The organism is Pseudomonas sp. S49, from assembly GCF_009866785.1.
Lineage (GTDB): Bacteria > Pseudomonadota > Gammaproteobacteria > Pseudomonadales > Pseudomonadaceae > Aquipseudomonas.
This window is the reverse complement of record NZ_CP019432.1, coordinates 662,239-679,014: the sequence shown is the minus strand read 5'-3', so window position 1 is coordinate 679,014 and position 16,776 is coordinate 662,239. Positions and strand designations below refer to the sequence as shown.

At 59.9% G+C, this 16,776-nt stretch carries 12 protein-coding genes; 5 read left to right on the top strand and 7 right to left on the bottom strand.

Annotated features, from left to right (window positions below; genetic code table 11):
* Positions 1 to 112: 112 nt before the first annotated feature.
* Positions 113 to 1,396: an FAD-binding oxidoreductase gene (locus PspS49_RS02865; RefSeq protein WP_160038030.1), complete on the bottom strand. Its 1,284-nt coding sequence runs from the start codon at positions 1,394 to 1,396 to the stop codon at positions 113 to 115.
* 161 nt (positions 1,397 to 1,557) lie between these two features.
* Positions 1,558 to 3,048 (bottom strand): aldehyde dehydrogenase family protein, encoded by a 1,491-nt coding sequence (locus PspS49_RS02860; RefSeq protein WP_160038028.1) that lies wholly within the window; start codon positions 3,046 to 3,048, stop codon positions 1,558 to 1,560.
* 163 nt (positions 3,049 to 3,211) lie between these two features.
* On the opposite strand from PspS49_RS02860, the gene PspS49_RS02855 reads away from it, so the two are divergent.
* From PspS49_RS02855 to nadE, 3 genes are all read left to right on the top strand, one after another.
* Entirely contained in the window at positions 3,212 to 4,114 is a 903-nt protein-coding gene (locus PspS49_RS02855) for a LysR family transcriptional regulator (protein ID WP_127925629.1), read from the top strand.
* A 213-nt stretch (positions 4,115 to 4,327) separates the two neighbouring features.
* The gene (gene pncB / locus PspS49_RS02850; RefSeq protein WP_123593058.1) at positions 4,328 to 5,551 is read left to right on the top strand and encodes a nicotinate phosphoribosyltransferase; all 1,224 of its coding nucleotides are present in this window, start codon (positions 4,328 to 4,330) and stop codon (positions 5,549 to 5,551) included.
* 4 nt (positions 5,552 to 5,555) lie between these two features.
* Positions 5,556 to 6,383 (top strand): ammonia-dependent NAD(+) synthetase, encoded by an 828-nt coding sequence (nadE, locus tag PspS49_RS02845; RefSeq protein WP_127925628.1) that lies wholly within the window; start codon positions 5,556 to 5,558, stop codon positions 6,381 to 6,383.
* A 110-nt stretch (positions 6,384 to 6,493) separates the two neighbouring features.
* On the opposite strand, the gene PspS49_RS02840 is transcribed toward nadE, so the two are convergent.
* Together PspS49_RS02840 and azu are read right to left on the bottom strand one after the other, a co-directional pair.
* Positions 6,494 to 7,948 carry a hypothetical protein gene (locus tag PspS49_RS02840; protein ID WP_127925627.1) on the bottom strand — a complete coding sequence of 485 codons (1,455 nt, stop codon included), beginning with the start codon at positions 7,946 to 7,948 and terminating at the stop codon, positions 6,494 to 6,496.
* A 185-nt stretch (positions 7,949 to 8,133) separates the two neighbouring features.
* Complete coding sequence (azu, locus tag PspS49_RS02835; RefSeq protein ID WP_127925626.1) at positions 8,134 to 8,580, bottom strand: azurin; 447 nt, start codon at positions 8,578 to 8,580, stop codon at positions 8,134 to 8,136.
* A 340-nt stretch (positions 8,581 to 8,920) separates the two neighbouring features.
* Here azu and PspS49_RS02830 point away from each other — a divergent pair, with 340 nt between their 5' ends.
* Both PspS49_RS02830 and PspS49_RS02825 read left to right on the top strand, forming a co-directional pair.
* Positions 8,921 to 9,508, top strand: a complete 588-nt coding sequence (locus PspS49_RS02830) for a TIGR00730 family Rossman fold protein (RefSeq protein ID WP_064117208.1) — start codon at positions 8,921 to 8,923, stop codon at positions 9,506 to 9,508.
* Between the two features lie 67 nt (positions 9,509 to 9,575).
* On the top strand, positions 9,576 to 9,764 hold the full coding sequence (locus PspS49_RS02825; RefSeq protein ID WP_127925624.1) for a hypothetical protein: 189 nt from the start codon (positions 9,576 to 9,578) through the stop codon (positions 9,762 to 9,764).
* 205 nt (positions 9,765 to 9,969) lie between these two features.
* Here PspS49_RS02825 and PspS49_RS02820 read toward each other — a convergent pair whose 3' ends face one another.
* From PspS49_RS02820 to PspS49_RS02810, 3 genes are all read right to left on the bottom strand, one after another.
* Positions 9,970 to 10,860, bottom strand: a complete 891-nt coding sequence (locus tag PspS49_RS02820) for a transglutaminase family protein (RefSeq protein ID WP_160038026.1) — start codon at positions 10,858 to 10,860, stop codon at positions 9,970 to 9,972.
* Positions 10,860 to 13,346: a circularly permuted type 2 ATP-grasp protein gene (locus tag PspS49_RS02815; protein ID WP_160038024.1), complete on the bottom strand. Its 2,487-nt coding sequence runs from the start codon at positions 13,344 to 13,346 to the stop codon at positions 10,860 to 10,862. Before PspS49_RS02815 ends, PspS49_RS02820 begins: the two co-directional genes overlap by 1 nt.
* 88 nt (positions 13,347 to 13,434) lie before the next feature.
* Entirely contained in the window at positions 13,435 to 16,710 is a 3,276-nt protein-coding gene (locus PspS49_RS02810; RefSeq protein ID WP_160038022.1) for a transglutaminase family protein, read from the bottom strand.
* Between the last annotated feature and the right edge of the window lie 66 nt (positions 16,711 to 16,776).

The following is a 16,776-nucleotide window of genomic DNA, read 5'->3' as shown; positions in this document are numbered from 1 at the left end:
ACAGCCCGCGTCACCGAACTGCACACTGCTGGTGCGGGACTGCTACAACCCGCACCATTACAGGCTAGTCGCTGCATCGAAAAGCGCCGCTTCCGGCAACATATTTCAACACTCAAATCACAATGCGCAGGCACTGGCCCGCGTGATACAGCGAGAACCCGGCCTCGTACAGGCAACTGCGCAAGCCCACACCGGCCAGGGGCTGCATCGGTGCGAAGGGAATCGGCAGGGCTTGCGGATCACCGTTGCACAAATAGTCGGCGAAGGCTTTGCCGACCACGGTGCCAGTGGTGACGCCACGACCGTTGTAACCAGTGACGGCCACCAGTCCCGGTGCAGGTTCGAACAGGCGCATAAGGTGATCGGGTGTAAACGCAATGCGTCCGGTCCAGGTGCATTCCCACTCGACGGGTTGCAGATTGGGGAAGTAATGCTGCTGCACGCGGTCAGCCCAGGCCTTGAGAAACCAGGTCGGTTTCTGATTGCCGTTGCCAAGGCTGCCGAGCAGCAAGCGCCCTTCTTTGTCGCGACGAATGCTGCTCAGCACCTGCCGCGTATCCCACGAGCCCTGCCCGCCCGGTAGGATTTCCTGCGCGGCGTCCTCGGTCAGCGGCACCGAAGCGACCTGATAGTAGTAACCGGGGAAGAAGTTGCGTTTGAGTTCGGTCCAGTCGCCTTCGGTGTAGGCGTTGGAGGCGATAACCACTTGCTCGGCCAGCACCGAACCGTGCTCAGTCTGCACCGACCACTTCGCCCCCTGACGCTCGAGGCGAGTGACCGGCGAATGATCGAACATTTGCCCGCCGAGACCGCTTACCGCGTTGGCCAGCCCGGTGACATACGCCATCGGGTTGAGCGTGCCGGCGCGACGGTCGAGCAACGCAGCAGCGATTTTTTGCGTGCCGGTGGCTTGCTCGCAGGCCTTGCCGGTGAGCAATTCGACCGGCGCACCACGGCGTTTCCATTGCTGTTCACGACTGCGCAGATCCGCCTCGCCCTTGGCGTTGTGCGCCATGTGCAACGTGCCTTCGCGGCGTAACTGGCAATCGATGTTGTATTTGTCCACAAGGCTGAACACCAGTGCCGGCGCGGCCCCGAGCATGCGATTGAGCTGACTTCCCACCGCTTCGCCGAAACCGGCTTCGATCTCGTCCGGCGGGATCCACATGCCGGCGTTGACCAACCCGACGTTACGCCCGGAACCGCCGTGCCCCGCGCGATGAGCCTCCAACACGCAGACGCTTTTGCCTTTTTCCAACAGATGCAGCGCCGCCGACAACCCGGTGAACCCGGCGCCGATCACGCAGACATCGACTTTGACTTCGCCTTTGAGCGCGGTGTTATCCGGCCTTTGTGGCGTGAGCTTTTCCCACAGACATTCTTCGCGTAACGGCATTGCCAGACTCCAACAGAAACCTAACAAACACTGCATACCCTGTGGGAGCGAGCCTGCTCCGGGCGGCGTTCCGACGAAAGCGGTATATCAGCCAACATCTATGTCGACTGACCCACGGTATTCGCGAGCAGGCTCGCTCCCACAAGGGGGATATCCACTTGTCAGTCGAAGGTAATGCCCTGCGCCAGCGGCAGCTCCAGCGAGTAGTTCACCGTGTTGGTCTGACGGCGCATGTACGCGCGCCACGCATCGGAGCCCGACTCACGGCCACCACCGGTTTCTTTCTCGCCACCAAACGCGCCGCCAATTTCGGCACCGCTCGGGCCGATGTTGACGTTGGCGATGCCGCAGTCGCTGCCGATCGCCGACATGAACTGCTCGGCCTCGCGTACATCAGTGGTGAAGATGCACGACGACAGGCCTTGTGGCACCGCGTTATTCAGGCGCAGCGCTTCCTGGAAATCGCTGTAACCGACCACGTACAGAATCGGCGCGAAGGTTTCGCTGCAGACCACGTCGCTCTGCTCCGGCATTTCAACGATGGCCGGCGAGACGTAATAGGCGTTGGGGAATTGGTCTTCGAGCTGACGCTTGCCGCCAAACACCCGACCGCCTTCGCTCAATGCCTGTTCCAGCGCATCCTGCATGTTTTCGAAGCTGTGCTTGTCGATCAGCGGACCGACCAGATTGCCTTCCAGCGGGTTGCCGATGCGCACTTTCGAGTAGGCAGCCTTGAGACGCGTGACAATTTCTTCTTTCACCGACTCATGGGCAATCAGTCGGCGCAAGGTGGTGCAGCGCTGCCCGGCAGTACCGACGGCGCTGAACAGAATCGCACGCACGGCCATGTCGAGGTCGGCGCTCGGGCCGAGGATCATCGCGTTGTTTCCGCCCAGTTCCAGAATGCTGCGAGCGAAACGGGCGGCGACTTTCGGCGCCACTTCGCGGCCCATGCGTGTGCTGCCAGTGGCGCTGATCAACGCAACACGCGGGTCATCGACCAAGGCTTCGCCAGCGTCGCGACCACCAATAATCACCTGGCAAAGATTCGCTGGGGCGTCGGTGAAGTTCTTCACTACACGATCAAACAGCGCCTGGCAGGCCAGTGCGGTCAGCGGGGTTTTCTCCGACGGTTTCCACACCACCGGGTTGCCGCAGACCAGCGCCAGCGTGGTGTTCCACGCCCACACCGCGACCGGGAAGTTGAACGCGCTAATCACCCCGACCACGCCCAGCGGATGCCAGGTTTCACGCATGTGGTGGCCCGGACGCTCGGAGGCGATGGTCAAACCGTACAGCTGGCGAGACAGGCCGACGGCGAAATCGCAGATGTCGATCATCTCCTGCACTTCACCCAGACCTTCCTGAGTGATCTTGCCGGCCTCCCAGGAAACCAGCTCGCCAAGATCAGCCTTGTATTCGCGCAGCACTTCACCGAACTGACGCACCAGTTCGCCGCGACGCGGGGCCGGCACCTTGCGCCATTGCTCGAACGCATGATCTGCGCGACTGATGTGCTGCTCGACTTCGGCCGGGCCTTCCCAGTTGACGGCGGCGATGCGGCTGCCGTCGATCGGCGAATGCACCGGCACTTTGCCGTTCTGATAAAGGGCCGAGTTCACACCTAGACGATCAAGCAATGCGGCAACCATGGGTCACTCCTCAAGCAAAAAACTGAATGTGTGCGGACGCTTTTTCGCGACCGGGCAGGCCTTTAGTTGTAGCGTCACAATGGCAAGGCAACAAACGACCTTTACGCGAGATATCATTCCGTTTATTCATGCTGCGCACAGAAAGACAAGAAAAGGATCGGCCATGCTCAACAAACGCCACTTGCCCTCGATCACCGCTCTGCAGTGTTTTGAGGCCGTGACCCGGCACTTGAGCTTCACTCGCGCCGCTGAGGAGCTGAACCTGACCCAAAGTGCGGTGAGCAAACAGGTCGCGCAGCTTGAGGAGTTGTTGCAGCACTTGTTGTTCCGCCGGGTGCGGCGGCGCTTGCAGATGACCCCGGCTGGGGATTTGTACTTGGTTGAAGTAAGAAAAATCCTCACCCAAGTGGAAATGTCGACGCATTACCTGCGCTCCTACGGCGGTGAGACTGAAGTCCTGCGCGTCTCTACGCCATCAACCTTCGGCGCGCGCTGGCTGGTGCCGCGCCTGAAAGGCTGGCGCCTGCGCCATCCGTCGATCCATCTGGATTTGTGTAACGAGCAGGAAGCGGATGACCTGCTGCAAGGGCGCAGCGATCTGGCGTTCTACTTCGGCCAGGGCTCACGGCCAGGGACTGAATGCCTGAAACTGTTCGGCGAAGAACTGGTGCCGGTGTGCGCGCCGGGCAGCCTGCCGGACACACCGTTTACTGATCCGACGCAATTGACCGATCTGGTGCTGCTGCAAAATGCCTCGCGCCCGCAGGCGTGGCACGACTGGTTCGACAGCCAGGGTTACCAGACCGAGCACAGCTACCACGGGCCGCGCTTCGAAACCTTTTATATGTGCATACGTGCTGCGCAGGTCGGCTGTGGCGTGGCGTTGTTGCCGCGATTTCTGGTGGAAGAGGAATTGGCCGACGGCAAACTGGTCATTCCCTTTGAGCATGCCATGCCCAGCACTGATGCCTATTACCTGGCGTACCCGGAGCATGCGGCGGAAGTGCCGAAGGTGCGTGATTTTGTGAAGTGGATGCTCGAACAGATCGACAGCCCGGAAATTTGACTCGATTGAAAAATGTGGGAGCGAGCCTGCTCGCGAAGAGGCCGGCACATTCAGTATCAATGTTGACTGAAATGACGCCTTCGCGAGCAGGCTCGCTCCCACAAGGGTTCTGCGGTGATTTAAAAAACTGCTGGCAATCTTCGTCCCTGATATGCGCCACTAGCGCCATTGAATGAGACCGCGCACAGGCGCGGCGCACCTGGAGACCCCGTTATGAGCGAGAGCGTGTTTGCCGATCGCATCGTGCAGAACCTGCTCGACACCGACTTCTACAAACTGACGATGATGCAGGCGGTGCTGCACAACTACCCCAACGTCGAAGTCGAATGGGAGTTCCGTTGCCGCAACAGCGAGGATCTGCGCCCGTATCTGGCCGAGATCCGTTTTCAGATCGAGCGTCTGGCCGAGCTGAGCCTGAGCGCCGATCAACTGAGTTTTCTCGAGCGGATCAGCTTCCTCAAACCGGACTTCCTGCGTTTCCTCGGGCTGTTCCGCTTCAACCTGCGCTATGTGCACACCGGTATCGAAAACGGCGAGTTGTTCATCCGCCTGCGTGGACCATGGCTGCACGTAATCCTCTACGAAGTGCCGTTGCTGGCGATCGTCAGCGAAGTACGCAACCGCTATCGCTATCGTGAAACCGTGCTGGAACAGGCGCGCGAGCAGCTTTATCGCAAATTCGACTGGCTGACCGCCAACGCCTCGGCCGATGAGTTGTCGCAACTGCAAGTCGCCGATTTCGGCACCCGTCGGCGGTTCTCGTACGGTGTGCAGGCTGAAGTGGTGAATGTCCTCAAACACGACTTCCCCGGACGCTTTGTCGGCACCAGCAACGTGCACCTGTCCCGTGAACTGGACATGAAACCGCTGGGCACCATGGCCCATGAATGGATCATGGCCCATCAACAACTCGGTCCACGGCTGATCGACAGCCAGATCGCCGCGCTCGATTGCTGGGTTCGCGAATACCGCGGCTTGCTGGGGATCGCCCTGACTGATTGCATCACCACCGATGCCTTCCTCGGCGATTTCGACCTGTTCTTCGCCAAGCTGTTCGACGGCCTGCGCCACGACTCCGGTGATCCTGTGGTGTGGGGCGAAAAATGCATCGCGCATTATCACAGGCTCGGCATCGACCCGATGAGCAAGACCCTGGTGTTCTCCGACAGCCTGACCCTGCCCAAGTCGCTGGAGATCTTCCGCGCGCTGCACGGTCGGATCAACGTCAGCTTCGGCATCGGCACCAACCTCACCTGTGACATTCCGGGTGTCGAACCGATGAGCATCGTGCTTAAAATGACTGCCTGCAACGGCCAACCGGTGGCGAAGATCTCCGACGAGCCAGGCAAGTCCCACTGCAAAGACCCCAATTTTGTTGCCTATTTGCGACACGTTTTCCAGGTTCCTGCCGATTCCAGTCTATCTAGCAAGGAGTGAATTCATGCAAGCCGTACAGCGTGAGATTGCTGAGCAGCTCAAGGTGCAACCGCCATTCGCCGACTACAAGGCCCTGCAGGCCGAAGTCGCCCGGCGGATTACCTTTATTCAGGATTGCCTGGTCAATTCGGGGCTCAAGACACTGGTGCTGGGCATCAGCGGCGGCGTCGATTCGCTGACCGCAGGCCTCTTGGCCCAGCGCGCGATGCGTGAACTGCGCGACCAGACCGGCGACAACAGCTACAAATTCATCGCGGTGCGCCTGCCGTACGAAACCCAGTTCGACGAGCACGACGCCCAGGCCTCGGTGGATTTCATCGCCCCGGACGAACGCCACACGGTCAACATCGGCCCAGCGGTGAAATCGCTGGCCAGTGAAGTGGCGGCGTTTGAAGGCAAGCACGCGGTGTCGGTGGACTTTGTACTCGGCAATACCAAGGCACGCATGCGTATGGTCGCCCAATACACCATCGCCGGCGCGGCGCATGGTCTGGTGATCGGCACTGATCATGCGGCGGAAGCGGTGATGGGCTTCTTCACCAAGTTCGGCGACGGCGCTTGTGATCTGGCACCGCTCAGCGGCCTGGTAAAGAATCAGGTACGCGCAATTGCGCGCAGCTTTGGCGCGCCGGAGTCGTTGGTCGAGAAAGTCCCGACGGCGGATCTGGAAGACCTGTCGCCGGGCAAACCGGACGAAGCGTCCCATGGTGTGACGTACGCCGAGATCGACGCTTTCCTGCACGGTGAGCCAGTGCGCCGGGAAGCGTTCGACATCATCGTCGCGACCTACAACAAGACTCATCACAAACGCGTGATGCCGTTCGCACCCTGAGCGGGTAAAAAACGGCAAAAACTGCCGCAGACAGCGATCCCGGTTTCGAGGATGACAATCGAAAGATCGCTGCCTGCGTCAGCTTCGCCGCGGTATCCGCAGACTCGCAATCAGTGCTTCACGCGAGTTTCAGGGGGCGCCGCGTTGACAGTCACGGTGTAGGTCTCAGACTCTGTAGTTGCATCCTTGGCTTTCAGCACATAGGTTGCGTCAGCTGCGAGGACGAACTCGCCACCCCAGATGCCATTCGCCGCAGTAAACGTTTCAATCGGCGTCGTGTTAGCACCCTCAAGCAACTCGATCTCGCCGTCTTTTGCCGTGCCGCCGATTGTCAGAGTGGTGTCGTCGGTATTCCCACCGTTTTCTACTTCCCTTTCCGAATCCGTCAGCGAAGTAATCCTTAAATCGACTTCGGGCACTTCGCTGACAATCACGGTGTGGGTCTCGGATTGTTTGCCGTCTACGTCCTCGGCTTTCAGCACATAGGTTTTACCCGCCGTGAGCTCGATATCGCCACCCCAAGTGCCATCCGCTGCCGTAAACGTTTTAATCGGAGTCGGGTTATCTCCATCCAGCAATTTGACCTCGCCGTCCTTCGCCGAGCCGGTGATCGCCAGTGTGGTGTCTGCGGTAGTCTCACCGTCTTCGATCTCGCCCCCCTCCGAATCCTTCAGCGAAGTGATCTTCACCTCGCCTTCGGACGCCTCGCTGACAATCACGGTGTGGGTCTCGGATTGTTTGCCGTCTACGTCCTCGGCTTTCAGCACATAGGTTTTACCCGCCGTGAGCTCGATTTCGCCACCCCAAGTGCCATCCGCTGCCGTAAACGTTTTAATCGGAGTCGGGCTATCTCCATCCAGCAATTTGACCTCGCCGTCCTTCGCCGAGCCGGTGATCGTCAGTGTGGTGTCTGCGGTAGTATCACCGTCTTCGATCTCGCCCTCCTCCGAATCCTTCAGCGAAGTGATCTTCACCTCGCCTTCGGAGACCTCGCCGACGGTCACGGTATAGAGGTCGGACACCGATCGATCATCCGCTCTGGCTTTCAGCGTATGGATTTTTCCCGTTGCAAGCTTGAGATCGCCGCCCCAAGTGCGGTCAGTGCCCACGCGAAACATGGCAATCGGTTCAGCGGCAGCACCGTTCAAGATCCATATCTGACCTTCCTTCCACAAGCCATTGATGCTGAGATCGGTATCTTCGGTCGAGCCGCCGTTCTCAACATTCCCATTGGAATCTTTCAACGTTTCGATGAAGGGTTTGGTCGCAACCGCATTCAAGATAAATGGATCGGTGCGCTCCTCCTCATGGGCCAGCCGATATTCGTGCCGCCCATCCGGAAGATCATCTATCAAAAAAGACAGGTCGCCCGCGTTGTTTGTCTGGCCGTTGTATTTCGGCACATCATCGATAAGGAGCTGCAGACGGGCGTCGACAGGCCCGGTGACGGTGAAGTTGGCTCTTGCGGAAAAAATCGTGCCGCCGTCGACAACGTCCTGCCCACCTGAAAACACTCTAGTGATTTTCAGGTCGGCTAAGGTCGAATTTTTGCTCTTGGCATTCATGTGGAAATCCTCTTTGCAATCGTCTGGAAAGAAGACTCATGTAAGCCCGAGTTTGAAGGAGTGGTCTACTGTCAGAAATAACAGGTAGGCGCCTGATTCGGACGAACGGTAGCTTTGCGCCGGACGCAAAAACGCCGCTGGCGATCATCGCGCAGCGGCGTTTCTTGCAATACCGGAACCCGGATTTACTTGAGGGTGACAGTGCCTTTCATCATCGAGATGTGGCCCGGGAACGAGCAGAAGAAGCCGTATTTTTCAGCGGCATCCAGCTTCGATACGTCAAAGGTCACCGAATCGGTTTCCTTGGCGCCGATGATCTTGGTGTGAGCGACGATGCGCGCGTCACCTTCCGGCAGGTAGTTCTTGTCGATACCGGCGGCCAGGCCAGCGGTAGCGATTGGCTGCATGTCAGCTTCTTTGCTGATCACCAGGTTATGGCCCATGACGTTCTTCGGCAGGTTGCCCGAGTGGGTCAGTTCGACGGTGAAAGTCTTGCAGCTCTTGTCGATCACGATTTCCTTGGTGTTGAAGGACATCTGATCGGTGGAGTCAACGGTGGTTTTGCACTCGGCAGCCATCAATTGGCTGCTGGCCAGCGCCAGCAGGGATACCGCAACAACTTTGGAAAACATGGTGAATCTCCAAGGCAGGGTTAACAAAAACACGAATGGTGGAAAGACTGCCTGAAATCTTCGCAAGTTCCTATGACTTGAGTCAAAAATTGTATACAACTTTCAGGCTATGACACTCATCGAGACAATCTAACGGCCAGATTCCCCGGCCCGCCCTATGATCGGCGCATCTACTGAGACGGAGTGCCTGTCATGTTCTTTAACGGTCTGTTGTGCAGTTTGCTCGCCGCCTACGCCTGTGGCGCCAGCGGCACCTTTGAATCGCCTGAACGCGAAGTTTAGCCCTTGGATCAAGGCGTGCCAGCCATTACCCTGTGACGGATTGACCCAGGAGGAAGGCATGTCTCTGAAATCCGTGTGTGTATTTTGTGGTGCCAATGCTGGCACTGATCCGGCTTACACCGAAGCCGCCATTGCCCTTGGCCGGGCTTTGGCAGAACGTAAACTGACCCTGGTCTACGGCGGTGGTGCTGTGGGTTTGATGGGCATTGTCGCCGACGCGGCGCTGGCCGCTGGCGGCGAAGTGATCGGCATCATCCCGCAGAGCCTGATGGACAAGGAAATCGGCCACAAAAGCCTGACACGCCTGGAAGTGGTCGACGGCATGCACGCGCGCAAGGCGCGTATGGCTGAACTGAGCGATGCGTTCATCGCCTTGCCCGGCGGCCTCGGTACGCTGGAAGAATTGTTCGAAGTCTGGACCTGGGGCCAGCTCGGCTACCACGGCAAACCGTTGGGCCTGCTGGAAGTGAACGGTTTCTACAGCAAACTCACTGCATTTCTTGACCATATCGTCGGCGAAGGCTTCGTTCGTGCGCCACACCGTGACATGCTGCAAGTGAGCGAATCGCCGCAAACACTGCTCGATGCCCTGGATAACTGGAAGCCGACCGTCACGCCCAAGTGGGTCGACCAAAAACCCGGCTAACTGCCGGGCACCGATACAGGGCAGAATACGCGCCGCTCAACCTCACCTTCGACCAAGAGGAACGCCCATGGCCAAACCCAATTACTCCTTCGCCAAACGTCAACGAGACCTGGCAAAGGAACAGAAGAAAGAGGAAAAGCTTCAGCGCAAGAAGCAAACCGCTGAAGAAGCAGCACTGAACCCTGAGGGTGAAGTGGTAACGGAAGATGATGTTGATGCAACTGAAGCACCGAAAGATCAGGCGCCCGACGCCTGAACCCCACCGGGTTTGATCATCGAATCAGACCCTGCGGATTTGTGACGGGGCTGGCGGTTTCACCGCCGGCCCTCACAGCCTTCCCAGAAACACCCCAATTTCCTTGTAGGAGTGAGCCTGCTCGCGATAGCGGTGTGTCAGTTGAAATATTTGCCGCTGACACACCGCTATCGCGAGCAGGCTCACTCCTACAGTTTGATCATCGTTAATCCAGCGGCATTACGGTGACCCGCACTTCCGGATCATGATTGCCGCCGCCGAGGATCACCCCGCGCAACGGTGACACATCGGAAAAATCCCGCCCCCACGCCAGCGTGATGTGTTCCAGCGCCGGCTGCACATTGTTGGTCGGATCAAAGTCCACCCAGCCCAGCACCGGACAAAACACTGAAACCCAGGCATGCGACGCATCGGCGCCGATCAAGCGTGGTTGTCCCGGTGGCGGCTGCGTCAGCAGGTAACCACTGATATATCGCGCCGCCAGCCCTCGCGAACGCACGCACGCCAGCATCAAGTGTGCGAAGTCCTGACAAACCCCGCGTCGCCGCTCCAGCACCTCCACCAGTGGTGTCGCCACCTGAGTCGCCTCGGCATCGAAAGTGAATTCGCTGAAGATTTTCTGCATCAAGTCCTGCACACCCAACAGCAACGGGCGGCCCGCCGGGAAACAGCTTTGCGAGAACTCGACGAAACTGCGTTTCAGATGCACGTACGGTGACTGAAACCGGTAGCGACAGGCTTCGAGCAACTCAGCGGACAACGGCTGGCTGCTGTAGCTCAGCGCATCGCGGGTCAACTCCCAGGCGGGTGACTGATTGAAGTCCAGCGTCGGCCGCGCCAGCACTTCAACGCTGAGTTGTGCATTGACCTGCAATTCGTCATGCGGCCGCTCAAAGGCCAGTCGGGTCAATGGATTGCCGAATACATCCAGCTCATCGCGCCGCGCTGTCGGGTCCGGGCTGATGAGCAATTGCTGTTCGGTGCAGCGCTGCCAATCGCATTTTCGCGGCCACAAGTGCGCCAGTTGCTGCGCCAGGGACACCGGGCTGTCGTAGTGGTAACAGGTGTCGTGGAAGATCTGGTATCGAGCATTCATCAGACGGACACCGTGCGCTGGCTGACGTCATCGACATGGGCGAAATGGCGCAGGGCCAGACGATCCGACACTTGCCCACTGGCCTCGGCAATCTCTTGTAGCAGATCGGCAAGGCCAGTGAGCGCGGCGCGGACGCTGGACTCCCCGAACAATGGATTCTCCAGACAGCCTAGATCGAACCGTGCCAGACGCTCGACCAGTTGCGGCAGCCCCGTTTCCCGTGGCACACCGAAATCATCGTTCAAACGTTTCAACGTACGAGTCACCAATTTCAACTGAAACAACACCGCGTGCGGGTTTTGTTCATCAAGCAGCAACAGGTCGAGCACCGGAATCAATTGCGCCACGGCCAGATAACGTGAGCGATAGGTGATGCTGCTGTTGCCCAACTCCAGCAACCACTCCAGGCCCGCCTGATCGAAAGCACCGGCGCCACGCAGAAACGCCGCGAGGCTGCTGCTGAGAAACTGCAGTCGCTCGATACGCCGGCCGATCATCAGAAAGCGCCAGCCTTCGTCGCGCGTCATGTCGTCCAAGGCAAAACCGGACAGCGCTGCCAGCGACATCACCAACCGATTGAGAAAATCCAGCAGCTCGCCGAAGTCGGGTTCGTCGGTGTCCAGTTCCATCGCCTCGCGCTGCAGCTCCACCAGCGCCTGCCAGTTCTCGCGCGAAAGCTTGCCACGCACCTGCGAGGCCGCCCACTGCAAGCGTTGCAGATTGGAGCGCAGGCTGAACGACCAGTCCTCGCCGAGCAGTGCTGCGAGCAAGCGCTCCGGCAATTCGCCTTCGTCCGGTAACAGCGTCAGTCGCTCGCCGAGATCGACCGCCGCCTGTAGCGCGTGCGGGTCATCGCCATCGACATACCGAGCGAGCATGATCCGCAGCAGTCGCGCACTGTCATCACAGCGTTCGCAGTAACGGCCGAACCAGAACAGGTTTTCCACCACCCGTGAGGGCAGATACGGGTCGCGCCGCACCAGATCGTGGACGCCGACGTTGCGTTGAGTCTTCCACTGTTCGCCGCTGGGCGGACGGTCGCCCAACACCCAGGTGTCTTTGCTCGCGCCGCCGCGCTGCATCGACACCACTTCGGCATCGGCATCGGCGGCCACCCGGGTCAGGCCACCGGGCAGCACGCGATAACCATCACCACTGGCCACCGCGTACATGCGCATGCCGATTGCTCGTGGTTGCAGTTGACCGTTTTCCGCCTGCCAGATCGGCGCATGCGACAGCTGCGCCAATTCTTGCGCAACATAGGCATAAGGGCGCGCCTGCATGCGCTCGGCAAGCGCCTGACGCTGTTTTTCACTCAGATCACGGCCGAACACAGGTGCGAAGCTTTGTGAGGGGAAGGCCGGTTTGATCAGCAGCTCGGGAAGTTTCTCCAGGGCTTGCGCCAATACCGGCGCCTCGCCGCACCACCACGTCGCGATCGACGGCAGAAGCAGTTCTTCGCCGAACAGGTATTGATTGATCTTAGGCAGAAACCCGAGCAGTCCCGGTGACTCCAGCACGCCACTGCCCAGCGCGTTGGCGACCAGTACGCGGCCCTGACGCACCGCTTCGAGCAGCCCGGGCACGCCCAGCGCAGAGTCCGTGCGCAGTTCCAGCGGATCGCAGAAATCATCATCCAGACGGCGCATGATCGCGTGTACCCGACGCAGGCCACTGAGGGTTTTCAGATAGACCGTGGCGTCGCGCACCGTCAGGTCACCGCCCTCGACCAACGGGTAACCGAGCTGGCGAGCCAGATACAGATGTTCGAAATAGCTTTCGTTGAAACGACCCGGCGTGAGCAACACCACCAGCGGTGCGTCATCGTCACACGGCGCCTGTCGCGCGAGGGTTTCCTGCAATGTGCGGAAGAAACCGGCCAGATGCTGCACCTTCAGATCCCGGTACAACTCGGGAAAGGCGCGCGACACAATGGTGCGGTTTTCCAGGGCATACCCGGCGCCCGATGGCGCTTGTGTGCGATCGGCAGTCACCCACCAACGCCCATCCGGAGTGCGCGCCAGATCCACCGCAAAAAGATGCAGGAAGGCGTTTTCCGGGGGAACGATGCCCTGGCAGGGCCAGAGAAAATTGTTGTGACCGAAGACCAGTTCAGCGGGCAGCAAGCCTTCACTGATCAACCGCTGCGGCCCGTACAAATCCGCCAGCACAGCGTTGAGCAGTCGCGCGCGCTGAGCGATGCCTGCCGACAATTGCTGCCATTCATCCGCCGCAATCACATGCGGCAACAGATCCAGCTCCCATGGCCGATCCGCGCCTTTCGGGTCGGCATAGACGTTATAAGTGACGCCGTTTTCCTGAATCTGCCGCGCCAACAAGGCTTGCCGCTGCACCAGTTGTGCCGGCGTGCTGCGCTGCAACTGATCGAACAGCCGCTGCCAATGCGGGCGCACCGCGCCACTGCCGTCGAGCAGTTCGTGATAAGTGCCCGCCGTAAGCGGGTAGCGGTCTAGCAGGTCAGGCATGGAAAGCTCGGCAGACAGCAAGGAACGGTCAGACTAACGCAGGCACATGACGCGCGGATATACGAAAAATCCGCGTGTCGCGTAGGCCTTAGAAACGTCGCAAATCGATTGTCATCGGCAGCTCGTCACTGATTTCTACATTCGGTACAGGAAGTTTCCCCGGCGTATGTCCGACGCGGAAGAACCGCGCCATACGCCGGCTCTCCGCTTCGTTGGCGTTGACCGGCAACGTCTCGTAATTGCGCCCGCCGGGATGCGCGACGTGATACTGACAACCGCCCAGCGAACGGCCCATCCAGGTGTCGAGGAGGTCGAACACCAGCGGTGCGTGTACGGGAATGGTCGGTTGCAGGCAGTTGGAAGGTTGCCACGCGCGATAACGCACACCGGCAACGAACTCGCCCACGCGCCCGGTAGGGTGCAACGGCACTGCGATGCCGTTACAGGTCAACAGATAACGCTGCGGCGGCAGGCCTTTGAGCTTGACCTGCAAACGCTCCAGCGAGGAATCGACGTAACGCACCGTACCGCCTGCCGCGCCCTCCTCGCCCAGGACATGCCACGGCTCCAGCGCCTGCCGCAACTCCAGTTCGATACCGTTGACCGCATAATCGCCGACCTTGGGAAAACGAAACTCCATATGCGCCGCAAACCATTCCGCGCGCAGCGGATAACCGGCGTTGTTCAGTTCGACGATGACGTCGGCGAAGTCCTGCTCGATAAAGTGCGGCAGCAGAAAACGGTCATGCAGTTCGGTGCCCCAGCGCGCCAGTTTCGGCGGCGCATAAGGTTCGCGCCAGAACCGTGCGACCAACGCCCGCAACAGCAACTGCTGGGCCAGACTCATCCGCGCATGGGGGGGCATTTCAAAGGCGCGCAATTCCAGCAAGCCAAGACGTCCGGTGGCGCCGTCCGGCGAATAGAGTTTGTCGATGCAGAACTCGGCACGGTGAGTGTTGCCGGTGACGTCGATCAGCAAATTGCGCAGCAGTCGATCGACCAGCCACGGCGCACATTCCTCGCCCGGTTCCGGCATCTGCGCGAAAGCGATTTCCAGTTCGTACAGCGCGTCATTGCGCGCCTCGTCGACACGCGGCGCCTGCGACGTCGGGCCAATGAACAATCCGGAAAACAGATACGACAACGACGGATGGTTGTGCCAGTAACTGATCAGGCTGCGCAGCAGATCGGGGCGACGTAGGAACGGTGAATCTGCCGGCGTCGCACCGCCGAGAACAAAGTGGTTACCGCCACCGGTGCCGGTGTGGCGACCATCGATCATGAATTTCTCGGTGGTCAGGCGGGTCTGGCGCGCCTCTTCATACAGAAACTCGGTGCGCTCGACCAATTCGTCCCAGGTCGCCGACGGTTGCACATTCACCTCGATCACACCGGGATCCGGGGTGATGCGGAAATTGCTCAGACGTGGATCGCTCGGCGGCTCGTAGCCTTCCAGCAACACCGGGCAATGCAGCTCTTCGGCGGTGGCTTCGATGGCGGCCACCAGTTCCAGATAATCCTCGACCCGCTCCAGCGGCGGCATGAACAAGTACAAACGCCCTTCGCGGGCCTCAGCGCAGAACGCAGTGCGGGTCAGCCAATCGGCAGATTCGTCGATTTTCGGCACGCGTTCATCAACCGTCGCGGGTTCGCTGTGACGGTTGAGCTGCGCGGCATCCGGCAGCTCGGGGAAATCCTGATTCGGATCCTGTGGATGGATAAACGGATACTCGGCGGCTTTCACCCAAGGCTGCGAACCCAGCGGCAAGCGATAGCCCAGCGGCGAATCTCCCGGCACCAAACGGCAGTGATCATCACGCAGATACCAGCGCCCGCTCTGCCATTGGTCGCCCTTGGCGGTGCGCGCCAGCGGCAACACCTGGCCAATGACTTTGTTCAGGCCCTGACTGAAGACCTTGCGCAGGCGTGCGCGCTCAAGCGGCTCTTCCAGACGCGAATCTTCGGCGCTGACATTGCTCGGCAACGTGCCCTCGCGCCAGAGGTAATAGAAATTGTCTTCGTAGGCGGGGAAGACAAAACGCGTAGGTAACTTCAGGCGTTCAGCGACGCTGGCCAGAAAGCGCCCGGCCAATTCGCCATTGGCGCCGTAATCCTGCTGCTCATCGGCGATCAAAGCGTCGTTGTGCCAGATCGGCACGCCGTCGCGGCGCCAATAGCAATTGAGCGACCAGCGCGGCAGTTGCTCGCCGGGATACCACTTGCCCTGGCCGAAATGTACCAAGCCTTTCGGCGCGTAATGCTTGCGCATGCGCTGGAACAGTTCGGCGGAGAGCCGGCGTTTATCCGCGCCCAACGCGGCGGTATTCCACTCGGCGCCGTCCGGATCATCGATGGAGACGAAAGTCGGCTCGCCGCCCATGGTCAGGCGTACGTCATCCGCCAGCAGGTCGGCATCGATCTGCCGGCCGAGCGCCTGAATCGCCAGCCATTGCTCATCGGTGTAGGGCTTGGTGACGCGCGGCGCCTCCCAGATCCGTTCGACCGACATTTCGTGGCTGAACTCACACGCGCAAGGCTCGACCAAGCCACTGATCGGCGCCGCTGAAGATGGATCGGGACTACAGGCCAGCGGGATATGCCCTTCACCGGCAAACAGCCCTGACGTCGCATCCAGACCGATCCAGCCGGCACCCGGCAAATACACTTCGCACCAGGCGTGCAGGTCGGTGAAATCCACTTCGGTGCCGGACGGGCCATCGAGGCTTTTCACATCGGCGGTCAGTTGAATCAGGTAGCCGGAGACGAATCGTGCGGCCAAGCCGAGGTTGCGCAGCAATTGCACCAGCAACCATGCCGAATCCCGGCAGGAACCGGAGGCATGTTCGAGGGTGTGTTCCGGTGTCTGTACGCCCGGTTCCATGCGGATCAGGTAACCGATGTCTTCGCTCAGACGCTGGTTGAGCGCCACGAGAAAATCCACCGCTGGTAATGGCGTACGGTCGATGGCGTCCAGATAGGCTTTGAATTTCGGCGTCAGCGGCAGGGTTTCGAGGTACGGCGCCAGCTCCTTGCGCTCATCGGCCGCGTAGGCGAAGGGGATTTTCTCGGCGTAGGGTTCGAGGAAGAAGTCGAACGGATTGAACACCGCCATTTCGGCGAGCAGATCGACCTCGATGCGCAACTCATTGGTTTTCTCGGGGAACACCAGTCGGGCGAGGTAGTTGCCCTGCGGATCCTGCTGCCAGTTGATGAAATGCTGCTCGGGCGAGACTTTCAGCGCATACGACAGAATCCGCGTGCGGCTGTGGGCGGCCGGGCGCAGGCGAACGATCTGCGGGCCGAGTTCGACAGCGCGGTCGTAGCGGTAATGCGTGACGTGATGCAATGCGACATGAATCGACACGGCGTGCCTCCTGCGAGCCTAAGCGTATTCGAAAGCGCGCAAGACTTATGCCATGCACAGGCTTGG

Excerpts from the sequence above, each read along its gene's own strand:
- azu (WP_127925626.1), bottom strand. The coding sequence starts at position 8,580 with ATGTTTTCCAAAGTTGTTGCGGTATCCCTGCTGGCGCTGGCCAGCAGC.
- PspS49_RS02855 (WP_127925629.1), top strand. The coding sequence starts at position 3,212 with ATGCTCAACAAACGCCACTTGCCCTCGATCACCGCTCTGCAGTGTTTT.
- pncB (WP_123593058.1), top strand. The coding sequence starts at position 4,328 with ATGAGCGAGAGCGTGTTTGCCGATCGCATCGTGCAGAACCTGCTCGAC.
- PspS49_RS02865 (WP_160038030.1), bottom strand. The coding sequence starts at position 1,396 with ATGCCGTTACGCGAAGAATGTCTGTGGGAAAAGCTCACGCCACAAAGG.
- PspS49_RS02820 (WP_160038026.1), bottom strand. The coding sequence starts at position 10,860 with ATGAATGCTCGATACCAGATCTTCCACGACACCTGTTACCACTACGAC.
- PspS49_RS02825 (WP_127925624.1), top strand. The coding sequence starts at position 9,576 with ATGGCCAAACCCAATTACTCCTTCGCCAAACGTCAACGAGACCTGGCA.
- PspS49_RS02830 (WP_064117208.1), top strand. The coding sequence starts at position 8,921 with ATGTCTCTGAAATCCGTGTGTGTATTTTGTGGTGCCAATGCTGGCACT.
- PspS49_RS02840 (WP_127925627.1), bottom strand. The coding sequence starts at position 7,948 with ATGAATGCCAAGAGCAAAAATTCGACCTTAGCCGACCTGAAAATCACT.
- PspS49_RS02815 (WP_160038024.1), bottom strand. The coding sequence starts at position 13,346 with ATGCCTGACCTGCTAGACCGCTACCCGCTTACGGCGGGCACTTATCAC.
- nadE (WP_127925628.1), top strand. The coding sequence starts at position 5,556 with ATGCAAGCCGTACAGCGTGAGATTGCTGAGCAGCTCAAGGTGCAACCG.
- PspS49_RS02860 (WP_160038028.1), bottom strand. The coding sequence starts at position 3,048 with ATGGTTGCCGCATTGCTTGATCGTCTAGGTGTGAACTCGGCCCTTTAT.